Origin of the sequence: Natronospira bacteriovora, assembly GCF_030848495.1 — a bacterium.
Lineage (GTDB): Bacteria > Pseudomonadota > Gammaproteobacteria > Natronospirales > Natronospiraceae > Natronospira > Natronospira bacteriovora.
Map to the genome: position 1 here is coordinate 141,483 of NZ_JAVDDT010000008.1, position 18,699 is coordinate 160,181.

Genomic DNA, 18,699 nt, shown 5'->3' on the forward strand with positions numbered 1-18,699 from the left:
GCGCCGCAAGGGGGCTGGTAGAATGGCGCTTCCATCATTCGCAGCGACCAGGCAACCCCATGCCCCAGCAGGACTTTCTCAACGGCCACTTTCTGATCGCGATGCCCGGGCTCGGGGATCCGAACTTTCACCATGCGGTCACGCTGATCTGCGAACACAATGCCGATGGTGCCCTGGGAATCACCATCAACCGCCCCATGGACGACATCCATCTGGGCGATGTGCTCGACCAGCTGGAGCTGGGCGACAGCAATGAGACCCTGCGCGCCACCACCCTGTTTCACGGCGGCCCGGTGGAACAGGAACGCGGCTTTGTCCTGCATACCCCCCTGGGCGAATGGGAAGCCACGCTGAACATTTCCGAACAGCTGGGCGTGACCAGCTCTCGTGACATCCTGGCCGCCATGATCCGTGGCGAAGGCCCCGAACAGTGCATGGTCGCGCTCGGTTATGCCGGCTGGGCAGCGGGTCAGCTGGAACAGGAAATGGCGGACAATGCCTGGCTGAGCACACCGGCCAGTCACAACATCCTGTTCGACGTTCCGCCTTCGGAACGCTGGCGTGCCGCCGCCCGCACCATGGGCGTGGATATAAGCCGCCTAAGCGATCAGTCGGGTCACGCATGAGCGAAGCGATGCCCGTCGGCACCCTGCTGGGTTTCGATTACGGCCTGAAGCGCATCGGGGTCGCCGTGGGCCAGACGGTCACCGGCACCGCCAACCCCCTCTGCATCCTGTCCGCGCGTGACGGCCAGCCGGATTGGGGCAAGGTTGCCGAGATCATCACCGAATGGCGGCCTGCCGCTCTGGTGGTCGGACTGCCTCGCCATGCCGATGGCAGCGACAGCCCCATCACGGCCGGCGCCCGACGCTTCGCCGGGCGCCTGCAGGGACGATTTGGGAAAACCGTCTACCTGCTGGACGAACGCCTCAGCTCACGCGCGGCAGCCGAGGTTCAGTCCGACGGAAAACGCGGGCAGCCACTGGATGATCTGGCCGCGGCCTGCATCCTGCAGGACTGGCTGCTCGAACCGCAGGCCGCCCAGGCCCTCGGCGAAACCACAGAAGAATGACCATGACACGACATTTTCTTGCCATCAGCGATCTCGACCCGGATCAACTGTTACGACTCATTCGCCGCGGCCGCGACCATGCCGCTGCCGACCCGCGCCAGGAATCGCGGCTTGGTCTGCGGGGGCTCAGCGTGGCTCAGCTCTTTTATGAACCCAGCACCCGTACCCGTTGTTCCTTCGAGCTGGCCGCCCGGCGTCTGGGGGCCGACGTCCTGAATCTGGATATCGACACGGCATCCACGGTCAAGGGGGAAACGGCCCTGGATACCGCAATGACGCTGGCGGCCATGGGCGTGCGACTGTTCGTCATTCGACACGCCGACGCCGAACTCATCCGGACACTGGCCGATGCCCTGCCGCCAGGCTGTGCCGTGCTCAATGCCGGAGCCGGCCGGCGCCAGCACCCCACCCAGGCCCTGCTGGACATGATCACCCTGGACGAAGCCGGACTCGACCCGGCGGCTCTCTCGGTCAGCATCGTGGGCGACATCCGTCATTCCCGCGTGGCCAGTTCCGTCATTGCGGCCCTGCAGACTCTGGGCTGCCGGCGCATTCGCCTGGGCGGCCCTCCGGCCTTTCTGCCGGAAACCACACCGCCCGAGGTGGAATGCCATGACAATCTGGCCGACACCATCCGCGATGCCGATGTGGTCATGACTCTGCGCATCCAGCGCGAACGCATGCAGGCCGGGGAACTGGCCGGAATCGACGACTATCACCACCAGTGGGGCCTGCGTGAAGCGACACTGGCCAAGTACGCGCCCAGGGCGCGCATCATGCACCCCGGCCCGATGAATCGCGGGGTCGAAATCGAAGACGCGGTGGCCGATGGTCCCCGCTCCCTGATCCTGGATCAGGTACGCAACGGTGTCGCCGCACGCATGGCTGCACTGGAATGGCTGGCAGAGGAGAATCAGCGATGAAGGCAGGTGGTGAGCACCGTGGCAGCATTTTCGTGGAAGAAGCGAAAATCCTGATGCAGCAGGCCTATGAGGCCGAACAGTATGTGCTGCGCTTCCAGGCTCCGGAGACGGCAAAGCGGGCCGAGCCGGGCAGTTTCGTGCATATTCGCTGCGCCACTGCACTGCCCATGCGCCGCCCGCTGTCCATCATGCGGGCGTCAGCGGACGAAGGCTGGGTGGAATGCCTGTACAAGGTGGTGGGCAAGGGAACCCGTCTGCTGGCAGACCGCCAGGTGGGCGAGAGCATCAGTGTCATGGGCCCCATCGGAAAGGGCTTCTCCCCCACACCGGGTCGGCGACGCCCTCTGCTGATCGGCGGCGGAGTCGGCATTCCGCCCATGGTTTTTCTGGCCGACCGCCTGCGCCAGGACAGCAGCATGCAGCCCCTGGCCATCCTCGGCTCGGAAGTCCCCTTCCCCTTCAAAGCCCGCCCCTCGACCCTGGTCATTCCCGGCATGCCGGAGGGCGTGATTGCCACCATGCCGCTGCTGGAAGACTGGAACATTCCCTGCCGCCTGGCCAGTGCTCAGGGCTATGCCGGCTGCTTCGACGGCTTTGTCACCGAACTGGCCGATCACTGGCTGCAGAGCCTGGATGAACAGGCACGCCAGGAAGTGGAAATCCACGCCTGCGGCCCCACCCCCATGCTCGCCGCCACCGCCCGCCTGGCCCAGAAACACGAGCTACCCTGCCAGGTGGCGCTGGAGGAGTACATGGCCTGTGCCGTGGGTGGCTGCGCTGGCTGCGTGGTACGGGTGGAAACCGACAGTGGCCCGGCCATGAAGCGCGTGTGTGTCGATGGCCCGGTGTTCCATGCCAACACCGTCTTTCCGCCCGACAAACCTGTAGAAAAGGCCGGATTGTTTCACTAGTCATGAGTGAGCATCCGTGCGACCTCCCTTCCCCTCTCCGCTTCCCGTGACCTGACCGGCCAGAGCGGCAAGAGGAGCGGGACGGGTTAGGCTGCGGCAGGAGGCGCACTGTTAAAATGGCGGTTTTGAAGAAGCGGGTGAGGTGGTCATGCGGCTGGAAGTGAATGGTGAGACGCGAGAGTTTGAAAGAGAACTCAGCATTGCAGAGCTGCTGGAAGCGCTGGAGTTTACCGGCCGCCGGGTGGCGGTGGAGCACAATGGCATGATCGTGCCCCGCAGCCAGCATGGGCAGACCCGGCTGGAGGATGGCGACCGACTGGAAATTGTCCAGGCGGTTGGAGGGGGGTGAGGGTTTTGAGTGCTGAGTGCAGAGTGCTGAGGATTGGGCCAGAACGAGTGAGGATTGAGGCGGGAAGCCACTCAAGAAGAAAGCCACGATCTGTTTTTCTCACCTTACGCCTTACGCCTCGCCCCTCGCTCGTACCGGCTCTGCCGGCAAAAAACATACTGGAGAGATCATGACTGACGTTGTTAAGACCCCTGAGCTTGGGCCGCTGGTGATTGCGGGGCGAGAGTATCAATCTCGCCTGCTGGTAGGCACCGGTAAGTACAAGGATTTCCAGGAGACACGGGAGGCCACCGAGGCCAGTGGGGCGGAAATCGTGACGGTGGCGCTGCGGCGCTCGAACATCGGGCAGAAGGCGGATGAGCCGAACCTGCTGGATGCGATTCCGCCGGAGAAGTACACCATTTTGCCCAATACCGCCGGCTGCTACACAGCCGAGGACGCCATCCGGGTCTGCCGCCTGGCGCGGGAGCTGCTGGATGATCACCGCCTGGTGAAACTGGAAGTGCTGGGCGACGAGCGCACGCTGTACCCGGACATCCCGGCCACCCTGGAAGCGGCCAAGGTGCTGGTGGATGAGGGCTTTGAAGTCATGGTGTACACCAATGATGATCCCATCGTGGCCAAGCGTCTGGAGGAGATCGGCTGCGTGGCGGTGATGCCCCTGGCCGCGCCCATCGGATCCGGCCTGGGCGTGCAGAACCCCTACAACATCATCACCATTGTCGAGAACGCCACGGTGCCGATCCTGGTGGACGCCGGCGTGGGCACCGCGTCCGATGCGGCCGTGGCCATGGAGCTGGGCTGTGACGGCGTGCTGATGAACACTGCCATCGCCGGCGCCAAGCATCCGGTGCTGATGGCCTCGGCCATGAAAAAGGCCGTGGAAGCCGGGCGCGAGGCCTACTTGGCCGGGCGGATACCGAAGAAGCGGTTTGCATCGGCGTCATCGCCGATTGAAGGCGTCATTCAGTAATTTTTGTGGCCCGTGCTGGAGGCAATGCCGTGCTGGGCGCCAATCCGCTTCTATCTCCACCGTAGGAGCGGATTTATCCGCGATTGCAATCTTGCGGTTGGCACGCCGCTAAATCGACGCCCCCTGTAGGCGCGGATTTATCCGCGCAATGGCTGGAATCCGACGCCCCACCATTCAATGAGGTGCGCCACGGATTGAAACGATCCCGTTAGAGAATCAAACGGCGAATTCTGGCCATTACGCGGATAAATCCGCTCCTACGGTGGCTATTTCCCCCGGACTTACCAACATCACGACGGTTGATTCCATGACTGACGAGAAGAAGTTTCTGCGGCCGATTCGCAGTTTTGTGCGGCGCGAGGGTCGTTTGACGCCGGCGCAGGAGCGGGCGATGGCGGAGTTGTATCCGCGTTATGGCCTGTCCTTTGAGAAGGCGCCGGTGGATCTTGCTGCCCTGTTCGGGCGGGAGGCGCCGGTGACGCTGGAGATTGGCTTTGGCAATGGGGAGTTGCTGGCGACCCTGGCGGCACAGCATCCGGAGCGAAATTTTCTGGGCATCGAGGTGCACCGGCCGGGGGTGGGTCGCCTGCTGAACCGTGTCGAGGAGGAAGGCCTGGAGAATGTGCGGGTCTCCACCCATGATGCGGTGGAGGTGCTGCGAGAGCAGATTCCGGAGAACAGCCTGGACCGCCTGCTGATCTTCTTTGCCGATCCCTGGCCGAAGAAACGCCACCACAAGCGCCGGCTGATTCAGCCCGCCTTTGCCGAGCTGGCCGCCCGCCGCCTGGCCGATGATGGCCAGCTGCTGCTGGCCACGGACTGGGAAGACTACAAGAACCACATGCTGGAGGTGCTGGATGCCTGCCCGATGCTGGAGAACACGGCCGGCCCGGGCGGAACGGTGCCACGCCCGGATGATCGGCCGGTGACTCACTTCGAGCGCCGCGGGGTGCGCAAGGGGCATGGGGTTTGGGATCTGGTCTACCGGAAGAGTTGATTGGGACCACGAAATGCACACGAGATAAAAGCTTTAAAACCATTTAGCCGCGAAATGCACGCTAAATGGACGCTAGATTTTGGCCGTGTGTGGTGGACCGCCGTGCTGCTTCGGAGGGGCTGTGTCTAAGGAAGGCACGCGGTCTCTACCACCACCGTAGGAGCGGATTTATCCGCGATCACAATCCTGCGCCTGGCACGCCGCTATCTCACCACCCCTTGTGGGAGCGGCATTCCTGCCGCGATTCGGGGCTTCGATTAAGCCCTTTTGCGGCAGGAATGCCGCTCCCACAACAGAAAATCCCGGGGCCGGTTTTTTTGCTCCTTGCTCCTTGCCTTATCCCTGCCGGCGCAGGCGGCCGGCGAGGCCGATGAGAGCGAGCAGCAGCAGTGCCGGGATGACGGGGTCGAGGCGGTTGTTGTCGCCGGCGGTACAGCCGCCGCCGTTGTCGCTCTTGAAACAGCTCTCGGTGTGGAAGGCATGGAGAAGAGCCGCTTCATCACCCACGCCGCTCCTCCTGGCAACGAGGTCGATTTCGTAACTTGTGCCACAAGCCAGGCCACTCATTTCCACTCGGTAGAGAGAAGTCTCGCCGCCGTCCCCCTCAATCGTTTCCCATGACAGATTGCCGAGGCTATCCCCCTGGCGCAGAAGCTCGACACGGCTGATCCAGTGTGACCATCCCTCGGACTCCACGCGGATGATGAAGCTGGCCTCGCTGCGTTCGACACGTTCCACCTCTTCCAGCGAGACGGTCATGGGCAGGGCTTCCATGTGGATATCGCCGAGATCAATGCTTTCACCGGGGCCCGGAATCCAGCCTTCGCCGTCATTGTCCAGTTCCAGGTCCTGATAACCGGGGGCACTGAGCTCCACGCGCGTGTACCAGCGGTTGCCGGGAAGCGTCTGCAGAAGAGGCACGAATAAATCGCCGTCTTCCCGCGAGTGGATCAATTCGAACAGCTGTTCGCTCATCACCTCATCACCGATGGGGGGCTGTTCGTAGCGACGCAGCGTCACGGGCCGGATACTCCCTTCCAGGCGCACCTCCCCCCGGAGTGGAACGAAGAGATTATCCAGGCCGAAGGGCATGGCCAGTTCTGGACCGCCCGTAGCGTCCTGGAAGACCACCCAGCCACCGGTTGCGCCAGCCTGGCTGATATCGTTGAAACTGAAGGTCAGTTCGAGGGTTTCGCCTTCGGCGATGGAGAAAGTTGAAGGGCTGACACTGAGCGACAGATCTTCGGGGGCCTCCACGCTCACGGTGAAATCACCACCGCTGGCGGTGCCGATGATGGTGCGCGTGAGTGTACAGCTGTTACCACAATCGGCGGTGGACAGGGTGGCCAGATTCAGGCTGGATGAATCACCACCGTTGGCCGGGTTGGCCGTCTCAAAGGTGTTCACCGATTCATCGAGGACGAAGCCCGCGTTGGCCGCCGCCTCCAGATCGATACGGCCACCACCCACGTCACGGGGAGTAACGGGCCGCAAGCCATCCATTTCAGTAATGTCTCGCTCGGCGGACAGAATCAGGGCCGATGTAATGGCTTCATTGCTCCAGTCCGGATGCACGCCCATGAGCAGGGCCGCCGCGCCGCTTGCATGAGGCGAGCTCATGGACGTACCGCTGGCAAAGCCCCATTCAATGGCGTTGTACTCACCGTATGGCGCGAGGATTCCCACACCCGGTGTGGCCAGATCCGGCGTCAGCACACCCAGGCTCGGGTCAGGCGATGGTCCGCGAGAGCTGAAGGCGGCGAGACGATCAGCCGCATCGGCATCGTACTGGACAGTGGTCGTCGTGGTGGCCACGGTGGCCGAATCATGGCTACCCAGCCAGTCGATCAGGGCTTCACCATCGTCCTGAACGAGCATGAAGGCGGGAATGCTGATGGGATCACCCAGCCCCATGGCAGGGGGATAACCGGGGACATTGTTGACCAGAACAGCGGCCACGGCACCCGCCTGATCCGCAAAGTTGATCTTGTCGGAAAATGGGCAGCTGCCTCTTCGAATCACCGCCACCACGCCATCGAAGGCATCCTCCGGGAAGGCGTCGCAACCCAGTTCGTTGCCGGGATCCACGTCGCCGGCATAACGGGCTTCCAGGCCGTCCAGATCCGCGCCATCCTGACCGCTCGCCACCGAGGCGAACATGCCTTCCAGATCCTCCGGCACCGGTTCCGGGGCCGTCACGCTGACGGTGGCGCCAACCAGGCGAGCATGGGTGGTGGCGGCGACGGCCATGACCCAGGGGGCCTGGGCGGGGTTGGCAACACTGGCGCTGTGCGGGCCACTGTTACCCGCAGAGCTGACGGGCAACACGCCCGCCTCACGGGCGGCCAGAAAACCCTGGGCATCGAAGCTCTCCCATGGGGAAATCATGGCCGATCCACCGATGGAGTAGTTGACCACCATTCGAATATCGGGATCGGCTGCCTGCAAGGTGGCGTAATCCACGACGATATCGTCAATGCTCTGTGTCAGTGATGAAACCCAGCAGCAGCCGTTGTAGGAAATGATGTTCGCACCCGGGGCCACGCCCGTAATGTCAAAACTGTCGCCACCCACATCCACGGTGATGGCATTGCCCGCGGCGGTGCCCGCTACATGGCTGCCATGACCGTTGTAATCGACCGGATCGCCGTCCTTGATGATGCCCCCAATCGGGTTCGTCACGGCGTAACCGCGCACACCGATCAGCTTGTTGTTGCAGTAGTGTGCGTGGGGCTCGCCCTCGGCGCAGTCACCGAGGAAGACGCCATCGCCCAGGGGGTTGCTGTGGCCCTGGTCGGCAAAACTGGGGTTGGAGTAGTTGATGCCGGTATCGATGATGCCGACCACCACACCCTCGCCCCGGTACTCACCCATGCCGGGCATGGCGGTGCCTTCCCAGATGGCGGGTGCGCCGATCAGTTCGGGACCCTCGTCGGTGTGCAGCTCCAGTTCATAATCCCGCTGGATGGAGCGCACCCCGGGAAGCGTGGCTAGGCGATCGGCTTCTGCGGGGCTCATGCGGGCGGCGAAGCCATGGTTGGCCATGCGGTAGGTGAAGACCACGTCCAGATCACGGCCCAGGGTCTGGCCGGCCTTGTCCAGGAAAGCGGAACGCTCGCTGTCCAGGCGGGCCAGCCAATCGCGGCTGCTTTGGCTGTTCAGGTTGAGCGGCTCGGGACGCGCACCAGCCGACTCACCACTGGCTTTTTGCAGGCGGTTTTGACGGGCATGGTGAATGGCGAGGGGGGCCGATTCCAGCCGCAGCAGGTAGATGGCGCGTTCCTGGTACCAGTCCGCGGTGGGCGCTTCCGCGGGCGCCCCCTTGGGGAAATGATGAACCGGCGCCCTGTTTGCCGGCGCGGCCATGAGGGAAGCGCTGATGATGGCCAGCAGAATGGCCGCTGCCATGAGGCGAATGGGGTGGTTCATTGTCAGGCTCCTCCGTGAGGCTCGGTGCTGAGTACTGGGCCGTCGTTGCCGACACGAGTGAGGGGTGAGGCGGAAGGCGTGAGGTGAAAAGACCGAGACTGTTATCGCCTTGTTTGTGGGAGCAGCATCCGCCGCGAACAAGGACTTCGCCGAAGCCGCAGTTGCGGCGGATGCCGCTCCCACAAGAGAAGACCACAAAACCGGGCTTTCCTTACGCCTTACGCCTCACTCGTACCGACGCAACCGGCCGGCGAGCCCGATCAAGGCGAGCATGAACAGCACCGGGATGACGGGGTCGAGGCGGTTGCTGTCGCCGGCGGTGCAGCCGATGCCGCCGCCGCCTTCGAAGCAGCTGCGGGTACTGAAGGCGATGTCGCCGCTGGCGTTGTCGGCGTTGCTGCCCAGCTGGGTGACAAAGAGCTCGACAGTGAGCTCGCTGCTGCAGGCCAGATCTTCCAGGTCGATGGCGACCTGGGTTGTTTCGTCCAGAGCGGTGACCACGTCCCGTTCCAGCTCGGCCACTAACTGACCTTCACGGTAGAGGTCCGCGCGGTACGAGAAGGGCCAGAGGTTGCTGCCCACGTTGAATACCGCCCGGCCGCTGGTTCGGGTGACGTCTTCCACGGTGACCGGGCTGACACTGATGGGCAGGCGCTGGAGGCTGATGGTTTCGCTGTCCAGGGTTTCGCCCGCTTCCGGTGACCAGCCCTCGCCATTGTTGTCGGCCACGGCGATTTCATAGCCGGGGGCTTCCACCGTGACCATGGGGTAATGCTCGGCGGGGTTGAGGGCCAGCAGGAAGGGCACATCGCCCCCGGAGCCGATGAAGCTGAACACTTCGGCGATCTCGGGGCCGTCGTCGCCCTCGCGGTAGAGGATGAGATCGGCGGGGCGACCCTGGGCCAGGCCCTGAATAATCCCTTCCAGGTTGACAAAGAGGTTGCCTAACACAATGGGCATGCGCACGGTCGGTCCGTCGCCATCGTCCTCGAAAACAACATAGCCAAAACGGCTCTCCGCGTCATAGATGTTGTCGAAACTGAACTCCAGGTCACGGACGTCCCCCGGCGCCATGGCAAAGCTGTTATTGCTCACGTTGACGCTGACATCCAGGCCATCCGGAACCTCAAAGCTGACGGTAAAACTACCACCTCCCGGACTGCGGATTGTGCGGCTCAGGGTGCAGCTGTTATCGCAGTTGCTGGTATCGAGACTGGCCAGGTTGAGGCTGGCCGGGTCGCCGCCGGCGGCCGGGTTGGCGTCTTCGAAGTTCTGGGCGGTCTCGTCCAGCAGGAAGGGCGCGCGGGCGGCCCGTTCCAGGTCCACGCGCCCGGCGCCCACGCCATAGGGCGTGGTGTCCGTGCCATCCCACTCGCGCAGTTCATGGTGGGCGGTGAGCATCATGGCAGACTGGATCTCCTGTTCGCTCCAGTCCGGATGCACGCCCATGAGCAGGCCGGCGGCACCGGCCACATGGGGGCTGGCCATGGAAGTGCCGGTGAGGAAGGACCAGGTGATTTCGTTGTTGCTGCCGTAGGCGGCCAGGATGTCGGTGCCGGGCGCGGCCAGATCGGGGGCCAGGGCGCCCGGCGCCACGGTGGCGGGGCCGCGGGAGCTGCTGGGATTGAGGCGATCACCGAAGTCGGAATCGATGACGATGCCGCCTGATTCCATGCCCAGGGTGGCGTTGTCATGCTCCAGCAGCCAGTCGATGACGTTCTCGCCGTCCTCCTGACTGATCATGACTGCCGGGATGTCGATGGCGTCCGCCATGCCCATGGGAACGGGCGGGCCGGGTTCGTTGTTGATCACCACCACGGCGATGGCGCCGGCGTCGTCGGCGTGGTTGACCTTGTCGGAGAAATTGCACTCGCCGCGAACCACGACGGCAATGGCGCCATCAAAGGCGTTGCCGGGGAAGGGATCACAGGCCAGTTCATTGCCGGGGTCGGCCTCACCGGCCCAGACGGCGTCTTCACCGTCCAGATCGGGCACGTCCGGGCCTTCACCGACCCGGGCTTCCATGCCTTCCAGGGATTCCGGCACCGGCTCGGGGCCAGTCACGGAGACAACCACTTCAAGGATGCGACGATCGTGACTGGAATTGGCCACGGTGGCGACCCAGGGCGCCACCGCCGGTGTCCACAGGGTAGCTTCCAGAGGGCCGGTGTTGCCGGCGGCCACAGCCACGAAGATGCCGGCGGCCCGGGCATTCAGGAAGCCGGTGCCGTCGAAGCGCTCCCAAGGGGACACCTGGGTACTGGCGCCAATGGAGTAGTTGGCCACCATGCGTACGTCCGGATCCGCGTTACGCAGGGTGTCGTAATCAGCAACGATGTCCTCAATGGCGGCATTGAGGGCGGAAAAGGTGCAGCAGGCATTGTAGGAAATGATGTTGGCACGCGGGGCCACGCCGCTGATCTCCAGCTGGGAGTCGCCCACTTCCAGGGTGACGGGGTTGCCGGCGGCGGTGCCGGCCACATGGGAGCCATGGCCGTCGGTATCGACCGGATCACCACCGGCGATATCGCTGTAGCCACGCACGCCGATGAGCTTGTTGTTGCAGTAGTTTTCATAGGGCTCGCCGGCGGCGCAGTCGCCCAGGAAGACGCCGTCGCCCAGGGGGTTGCTGTGGCCCTGGTCTTCGAAGCTGGGGTTGGAGTAGTTGATGCCGGTATCGATGATGGCAAACACGATGCCCTCGCCCTCGAAGCCTTCCATGCCGGAGATGGCGGTGCCCTCCCAGATGCTGGTCGCGCCGATCCACTGAGGGCCGGCATCGGTGGCCAGCTCCAGCTCATGATCGCGCTGAATGGCGCGCACGCCCGGGACGTGGGCCAGCTGTTCCGCCTCGGCGGGGGTCATGGCAGCGGCAAAACCATGATTGGCCAGGCGGTAGACATACGCGGGTTGCAGCGGGCGGCCGAGGTGTTCGGCGGCGCGCGCGAGGAAATCCCGCCGTTCGGCGTCCAGGTGGGCGAGCCAGTTCTGGCTGCGCTCACTCTGCAGGCCAAGGGGTGCGGTTGCGCCGCCATCCATCTTCTCCAACGCCGCCTGGCGGGCCTGGTGAGCGGCCAGGGGTGGGCTTTCCAGCCGCACCAGATAGAGGGCCTGCTCGGTCTCCCAGCCGGCACTGATCTCTTCAGCGCTGACCTCACCCAGCAGATGGCGAACCTGCACCGGTTCGGCCTGGGCGGCGAAGGCCAGGGTCAGGAGGCAGAGAAGCACGGAAAAGCGATGGCGGCAGTTCATGTTGTTCCCCATTTTCGATGGCAGGAAATGTGGATTCTTCCCCAGAGGTCATTCAACCGGGATGGCGGGGGAATGTCAAAGTGCTGAGTGCTGAGTGCTGAGTGGGGGCGTTAGAGGGTGTCGGGGTGGTTTGGGGTGTTGCGGCTTCGAACGTGAGGCGTAAGGGGTAAGGCGTGAGGCGGCAACCCGGGCGCCTACGGCGCCCAACGGCCGGCCTGCCGGCCGGGCGGATCGCGCGCAGCGCGGAAGCCAAAGGCTTCGGCCTTTCACCTCACGCCTTGCGCCTCACCTTCGGAGCCGATGAACGTGCGGTGCCCCCTGCCCGCTAACGGCTGCGGCCGAGCGTTGGTCGCGGCGGACGCCGGTCCCACAGGGGGTCTTCGAAATTGGGGCGTGCCAGGGGATGAATTGTTATCGCGGATGAATCCGCTCCTACGGTGCTGATAGCGGCCGCACGGGTGGGAGGCGGTGATGAAAAAAGGCGGCCCATTGGGCCGCCTTTTTTGTCTTGCTGCGTGGATTGGGCGTTTCAGTCGTCGTTGCCGTCGTCCACGAAGTCACTGGCGTTGCACTCCTCGGCCCGTTCGGTGTTGCCCTGGGCCAGGTAGAAGTTGCCTTCCACGTCAATCCAGGGCGTACCGTTGTCGGCGGTGAGGACGTAGGTGGCGGCATGGCACTGGATGGCGCGCCAGGCCATGACGGCTTCCGCATCCTCGGCGCCGGGCTGGAGCAGGGAGCCATGATTGCCGAGCAGGTAGCGAACCAGGCCGCGGCCTTCGGACAGGCCTTCGGTGCTATCGCTGACCAGCGGCAGATCAATGGTGTCGGCCAGGTAAGCGGTGGCGGTGTTCGGCACCACGCTATCGCCATCGACTTCGATCATGAAGACGTTGCGATCCTGGCTCCAGGCGCCGTAGTTGGCCGGGTCACCGGAATCGATGACCGCCTGGGCCTGCAGGAAGAAGTTGGCGAACAGCGGGCTGCCTTCCACCAGGCCGGGGTTCTGAGCCTGCAGGCCGGCCCGGATGGGGTCACCGAAGGTATCCGAATCCAGCAGAAGATCGGAGATCTTGCCACCCGGCATGCCAAGCACGGCGGCGTTGATGCTGTCATCCAGACCCACGAAACCGGTGCCGGCGATGCCACCAAGGGAGTGACCGACAAAGAACTTGCGATCCGAATCGGCATTGAACAGCCCGACCGGCTGGCCGTCCTCACCCAGAATGGCGATGTTGTTGACCGTTGCCGACAGGTGCAACAGGTCAGACACGGACTGACGCAGGTTGTCGCGGCTGGTCAGCATGCTCGCCACGTTGATGTAATGGCTGCCCGAACCATCGAACTCGCCGTCCGCTTCCAGCACATCGGCCGGATCGGAGGGCTCACCACCCACCATGTAGAAGTGGCGTTCACGCACACCCATGGCGTACAGGGGCGATTCCGGACCGACAAACACCGGGCTTGCGGGGTCGGTGATGCCGTGCAACGGGTGGTCAATGGCGACCATGGCGTAACCCAGACAGCCGAAGGTATCGGCAAGGCCCAGGGTGTTGGTGCGGTTACCGGTAATGCCGTGCTGGAAGATCACCACCGGCCAGCCCTGGGCGGGCTCGGGGCCGGCGGGGCAGTCCGGCGATGCCTGGGCGGCGTCGCTGGGCGTGGTGACGAACAGCGGAATCTGCTGCTGGCTCTGCAGGGCCGGCACCGGAGCGAAGCGTGTCACCGGGCCACCGGCCTGGTTGGTCCAGAAACCGGACAGGGGGTTGTCTGCATCGTGGAAGTACGGCATGCCGGTGAAGCCGGCCCAGATGGCGGCCAGGCCCGGTGAACCGTCAATGACATCACCGGTGGTCAGGCCTGAATTCTGGATGGCGGCCTCCTGGGGTTCCACCATTTCGGCAACAGCCTGCAGGGCATTGGTGGTGGACTGTGTCTGGAAGGTCCAGATCACGGAAATGTCCTGGCCATCGTAGCCAAGACCCTGGGGAATCGGCGCCGTAGCCGCCTGCAGGGCCGGCCGGATGGCCTGACGCACCTGTTCCAGCTGGGCGTTGTCGAGGGTTTCGTCCGCCAGGGCCGCATCCCGCACGATGCGGAACTGGGTATCCGGGATCAGGTTCTGCCCGGTGGTGCTTTCAATCCCGTTGGCCAGCAGGGCCATGTAACGAGAAGGCACCGGATTGCCGTCCTCGTCGAACTGGTCACTGGCCAGCGGACGCAGGGGGTTAAAGAAGATGCGCATGCCCTGATCGCCCTGCACCTCGGACACCACGACTTCATAGTCATCGCCCGGCGTGAGGATCTGCGGGCTGGAGGGGTCGGTGACATTGACCATCACGATGTTGCCCGGATCCAGCGGCGTCCAGTACTGGAAGCTATCCTCGTCCACCGGTTCGGTGGTCAGGACATAGCCGGAACCGGTGGTGGAGAAACCGTCCAGGCGGTTCATGGCGGTCAGCGGATTGCCGAGATTGGACGGATCGGCCACGGCGATGTTCAGGGTACCGTCGGTGCTGCCGGCGAACATCAGGTCATTGCCAAAGGGCAGAACCTGACCCAGCGGCACGTACTGGGCCCGGAAGCCCTCGGTCGGCCGCGGATCCGGCTCGACGGATTCCTCGTCGGATACAAAACAGGCACCGAGACCCAGCAGCGGGGTCAGAACGGCGACAGGCAGAAGACGTTTCAACATGGTATTCATCCTCCAGAGCGAAAGACGCCTGGGTGCGGGCTCCTGCTATCCTGTTGGCGCAGAGGCAGCCGACACCGACTGGCGAGACTCAGGTGGCAATGGCTCGGACGCCTTCCCAAGGGATTGCCGGGGCAACCCCTTTTCTCCCCCGGGACGGGCGTCAATTCCACGGCCCCAACTTTTCGGCTTCCCCGACAACTATAGGTAGGTGCGCGCTTTCAAACAAGCGTCTGAATGCATATCCGGGCCGAAACCCGGAAACCGGAGATGAAACGGTCATTCCATGAGCAGATCCGCAAAGAATCACGCCAGCGGCCGCTTCCGCATCATCGGCGGCCAATGGCGGTCCCGCCGACTGGCCTTTCCGGCCGCGGGCGGCGTGCGCCCGACCCCCGACCGGGTTCGCGAAACCCTGTTCAACTGGCTGGGCCCGGGACTGCATGGCGGCCGCGGCCTGGATCTCTTCGCCGGTTCCGGGGCGCTGGGCCTGGAAGGCCTTTCCCGGGGTCTGGCCAGCGTGACCTTCGTGGAGCAGGATGCCCGGCTGGCCCGGGGCCTGCGCGAGAACCTGCAGTTGCTGGGCGGGACCGGCCAGGTGGTGCAAGCCGATGTGCGTGCTTTCCTGGCCGGCCGGCGGGAGGGTGCGGATCAGCCACCCTTCGATGTGGTCTTCCTCGACCCGCCCTACGACGCCGACCTCCACCGCCCGGTACTGGAGGCCCTCACCGCCGGCCAGTGGCTGGCGCCGGATGCCCGCCTCTACGTCGAGTACCGCGCCAGCGGAGACGCCCCGGAGCTGCCGGAGGGCTGGGAGTGGCGGCGCCAGTCCCGGGCGGGGGATGTGGGGTTTGGGGTGAGTGCTGAGTGCTGAGTGCTGAGTGCTGAGTGCTGAGTGCTGAGTGCTGAGTGCTGAGTGCTGAGTGCTGAGTGCTGAGTGGGGGCGTTAGAGGGTGCCGGGGCGCTGATGGTGTTTCGGCTTCGATTGTGAGGTGTGAGGTGAAAGGCCGAAGCCTTCGGCTTCCGCGCTTTGCGCGTATTAGGCCGGCCTGGGGCCGGCCGTTGGGTGCCGTAGGCGCCCGGGTTGCCGCCTCACGCCTTACCCCTTACGCCTCACGTTCGAAGCCGGTGAACGTGTGGAGGCTCAGCGTCCGCTAACGGCTCCGACAATTCACGATTCAACCGCACAAAACCGTTGAGCGGCGGTTTCCGGCCATTGCGCGGATGAATCCGCGCCTACAGGGGGTATAACGAACGGCTGTGCTACCCGAGCGATTGTAATCGCGGATGAATCCGCTCCTGCGGTGCCGGTAGCCAGCGACCCACTCGGAGATGCCGCCCGTTTGCTAAAATGAAGCGATCGCCGGCCGCCGCATGGGCCGACATTCAAGAACGACAAGGATCCACTCCATGAGCGTGAAGGCCCTCTATCCCGGCACCTTCGACCCCATCACCAACGGCCACAGCGATCTCATCCGGCGTGCCAGCAAGCTGTTCGACAGCGTGGTGGTGGCGGTGGCGGCCAATCCGGGCAAGCAGCCGCGCTTTTCCATGGAAGAGCGAGTCCGCTTCGCCCAGCTTTCGCTTCAGGACGTGGACAACGTGGAAGTGAAACCCTTCACCGGCCTCACGGTGGAGTTCGCCCGCGAACACGGCATCAACGCCATCCTGCGCGGCCTGCGCGCGGTCTCCGACTTCGAGTTCGAGTTCCAGCTCGCGGCCATGAACCGCCACCTGGAACAGAACGTCGAGACCGTCTTCCTGACCCCTTCCGAGCAATACACCTTCGTCTCCTCCAGCCTGGTGCGCGAGATTGCCAGCCTCGGCGGCGATGTCTCCGATTTCGTCCACCCCACCGTCGAAGCCGAGCTCAAGAAGGCCCTGAAGAAATAACCGGCGGTAGAGAATGCCGGGGCACTCATCGTGCTACGGCTTCGAAGGTGAGGTGTGAGGCGTAAGGCGTGAGGAGAAAACCCGAAGCCTTCGGCTTCCGCGCTTCGCGCGTATAAGGCCGGCCTGCGGCCGGCCGTTGGGCGCCAAAGGCGCCCCGCCTTACGCCTTACGTCTCACCTTCGGAGCCTGGCAGCCGGCGATGCCTCCCGACACGCTAACGGCCCCGGTCAGGCCGATCGAGGCTGAAGCCTCTCCCACAGGGGGCTTCGGAATAGCGGCGTGCCAGGGGATGGATTGTTATCGCGGATGAATCCGCTCCTACGGTGCCGGTAGAAACCTTGAATCTGCCTTCGGGGTTTTGCTCCTTGCTCCTGCCTTTTTGTTACCTTATGCCTTTCGATCACTGCCCCATGAAAAGCGTCCTGACACCATGTTGAGAAACCTTGTTCTTGCCCTCCTTGTTGCCCTTGTCACCGCCTGTGCCGCCGGCCCGGTTGCGCCGGAGTGGGAGGCGGTTGAAGGCGGTGCGGTTGCCACCGCCCATCCCCTGGCCACCGAGGCCGGGCGGGAGATTCTGGCCCAGGGTGGCAATGCCTTTGATGCGGCCGTGGCCGTCAGTGCCGCGCTGGCAGTGGTGGAGCCCTTCGGCTCCGGTGTCGGCGGTGGCGGCTTCTGGCTGATGCACCTGGCCGATGAAGACCGCAATGTGATGGTGGACGGGCGCGAGACGGCGCCGGGTGAAGCCCGCGCGGACATGTACATTGATGACGACGGCAATGTGGATACGGATCTTTCCCGCAACGGCCCGCTGGCGGCGGCCATTCCCGGCCAACCGGCGGCACTGGTTCACATCGCCGAGCACTACGGCCGACTGCCCCTGAACACCAGCCTGGCGCCGGCCATCCGCCTGGCAAGCGAGGGCTTTGAGGTGGGTGAACGCTACATTCGCGGCGTGCGATTCAAGAAGGAGATTCTCGAGCGCTGGCCGGCCGGCGCCAGTGTCTTCCTCGACCAGGGTGAAGTGCCCGAGGAGGGTTGGCGGGTGAAGCAGCCGGACCTGGCCGACACCCTGCGTCGAATCGCCGAGGAAGGTCATGACGGCTTCTATCGAGGCGAGCTGGCCCAGAAGATGGTGCGGGGCGTGCGCGAGGCCGGAGGTATCTGGCAGCTGCAGGATCTGGCCGACTATCGCGTGGTGGAGCGTGAGCCCATCGTCAGCGAGTATCGCGGCGCGCGCATCATCGCCGCCTCCCCGCCCAGCGCCGGCGGCGTGGCCCTGGCCACCACGCTGAACATTCTCGAGGGTTTCGATCTGGAAGCCATGGACAGTGCTACCCGCACCCATGTGGTCAGCGAGGCCCTGCGCCGTGCCTATCGGGACCGGGGCGCCTGGCTGGGCGATCCGGATTTCGTCGACATGCCCATCGGCATGCTCACCCATCCCCATTATGCTGCGGGGCTTCGGGCCGGCATTCGCCTGGATCGGGCAACGCCCTCCGACGCCCTGCCCGGCGTCATCGGCGATGATGATGGCCCGGAGACCACCCATTTCTCCATCATTGACCGGGAAGGCAATCGGGTGGGCGGCACCCTGTCGATCAATTTCTGGTTTGGTTCGGGCTTCATGCCGGAAGGCACGGGCGTGATTCTCAACAATGAGATGGATGATTTCTCTTCCCGCCCGGGCACGCCGGACGGCTTTGATCTGGTGTCGTCCGAGGCGAATGCCATCGCCCCCGGCAAGCGCATGCTCTCGAGCATGACCCCCACCTTCGTGGAGAACGAACGGGGTGTGGCCGTGCTGGGCAGTCCGGGTGGCAGCCGCATCATCACCACGGTACTGCACGGGATTCTGGCCTATTTGGATGGCGACAATGTGGATGCCATCGTGGAGCGCCGGCGTTTCCACCACCAGTACCGGCCGGACGAGATCAGCTTCGAACCCGGCGCCCTTGATCGGGAGACCATCCGCGCCCTGGAGGAAAAGGGCCATCGGGTACAGAACCGGGGGCGCCCCTGGGGTAATTTGCAGCTGGTGGTCTGGGACCGCATGACCGGCGCGCTGGAAGCGGCGTCGGATCCGCGAGGCGAAGGGAGTCCGGATGTGTATTAGAGAAACCCTGACTGATTTCTTCGCGCCCGCGGCCAACGGGATTTTCCTATTGTGAAACGCGACGAGCGTCGCGAAGCCACTGTGCCACGTGGGCGAAG

Annotated in this window: 13 protein-coding genes; 10 read left to right on the forward strand and 3 right to left on the reverse strand. The window is 64.2% G+C overall.

Translation table 11 applies throughout. From position 1 onward, the window contains the following. Nucleotides 1-59: 59 nt before the first annotated feature. From RBH19_RS12060 to trmB, 7 genes are all read left to right on the forward strand, one after another. Entirely contained in the window at nt 60-626 is a 567-nt protein-coding gene (locus RBH19_RS12060; RefSeq protein WP_306729100.1) for a YqgE/AlgH family protein, read from the forward strand. Continuing rightward, nucleotides 623-1,072 (forward strand): Holliday junction resolvase RuvX, encoded by a 450-nt coding sequence (gene ruvX / locus RBH19_RS12065; RefSeq protein ID WP_306729101.1) that lies wholly within the window; start codon nt 623-625, stop codon nt 1,070-1,072. Before RBH19_RS12060 ends, ruvX begins: the two co-directional genes overlap by 4 nt. Before the next feature lie 2 nt (nt 1,073-1,074). Continuing rightward, nucleotides 1,075-1,995: an aspartate carbamoyltransferase catalytic subunit gene (locus RBH19_RS12070; protein WP_306729102.1), complete on the forward strand. Its 921-nt coding sequence runs from the start codon at nt 1,075-1,077 to the stop codon at nt 1,993-1,995. Beyond that, nucleotides 1,992-2,906: a dihydroorotate dehydrogenase electron transfer subunit gene (locus tag RBH19_RS12075; RefSeq protein ID WP_306729103.1), complete on the forward strand. Its 915-nt coding sequence runs from the start codon at nt 1,992-1,994 to the stop codon at nt 2,904-2,906. The genes RBH19_RS12070 and RBH19_RS12075 overlap by 4 nt, the downstream gene beginning before the upstream one ends. Before the next feature lie 148 nt (nt 2,907-3,054). Continuing rightward, nucleotides 3,055-3,255 (forward strand): sulfur carrier protein ThiS, encoded by a 201-nt coding sequence (gene thiS / locus RBH19_RS12080; protein ID WP_306729104.1) that lies wholly within the window; start codon nt 3,055-3,057, stop codon nt 3,253-3,255. Between the two features lie 169 nt (nt 3,256-3,424). Next, nucleotides 3,425-4,228, forward strand: a complete 804-nt coding sequence (locus tag RBH19_RS12085) for a thiazole synthase (protein ID WP_306729105.1) — start codon at nt 3,425-3,427, stop codon at nt 4,226-4,228. Between the two features lie 307 nt (nt 4,229-4,535). Beyond that, a complete protein-coding gene (gene trmB / locus RBH19_RS12090; protein ID WP_306729106.1) occupies nt 4,536-5,225 on the forward strand; it encodes a tRNA (guanosine(46)-N7)-methyltransferase TrmB in 690 nt (229 codons plus the stop codon). A gap of 336 nt (nt 5,226-5,561) precedes the next feature. Here the strand turns inward: trmB and RBH19_RS12095 are convergent, their stop codons facing one another. The 3 genes from RBH19_RS12095 to RBH19_RS12105 form a co-directional block, all read right to left on the reverse strand. Then, the gene (locus tag RBH19_RS12095; protein ID WP_306729107.1) at nt 5,562-8,654 is read right to left on the reverse strand and encodes a S8 family serine peptidase; all 3,093 of its coding nucleotides are present in this window, start codon (nt 8,652-8,654) and stop codon (nt 5,562-5,564) included. Between the two features lie 225 nt (nt 8,655-8,879). After that, nucleotides 8,880-11,906, reverse strand: coding sequence for a S8 family serine peptidase (locus tag RBH19_RS12100; protein ID WP_306729108.1), 3,027 nt, complete (start codon nt 11,904-11,906; stop codon nt 8,880-8,882). 529 nt (nt 11,907-12,435) lie between these two features. Next, nucleotides 12,436-14,598 (reverse strand): hypothetical protein, encoded by a 2,163-nt coding sequence (locus RBH19_RS12105; protein ID WP_306729109.1) that lies wholly within the window; start codon nt 14,596-14,598, stop codon nt 12,436-12,438. Nucleotides 14,599-14,881: 283 nt separating this feature from the next. Between RBH19_RS12105 and rsmD the strand changes: the two genes are divergently transcribed. The 3 genes from rsmD to ggt all read left to right on the forward strand — a co-directional run bounded on the left by rsmD (nt 14,882) and on the right by ggt (nt 18,601). After that, nucleotides 14,882-15,469: a 16S rRNA (guanine(966)-N(2))-methyltransferase RsmD gene (gene rsmD / locus RBH19_RS12110; protein ID WP_306729110.1), complete on the forward strand. Its 588-nt coding sequence runs from the start codon at nt 14,882-14,884 to the stop codon at nt 15,467-15,469. 536 nt (nt 15,470-16,005) lie between these two features. Beyond that, nucleotides 16,006-16,488: a pantetheine-phosphate adenylyltransferase gene (gene coaD, locus RBH19_RS12115; protein ID WP_306729111.1), complete on the forward strand. Its 483-nt coding sequence runs from the start codon at nt 16,006-16,008 to the stop codon at nt 16,486-16,488. A gap of 430 nt (nt 16,489-16,918) precedes the next feature. After that, a complete protein-coding gene (gene ggt, locus RBH19_RS12120) occupies nt 16,919-18,601 on the forward strand; it encodes a gamma-glutamyltransferase (RefSeq protein ID WP_306729112.1) in 1,683 nt (560 codons plus the stop codon). Nucleotides 18,602-18,699 lie beyond the last annotated feature (98 nt).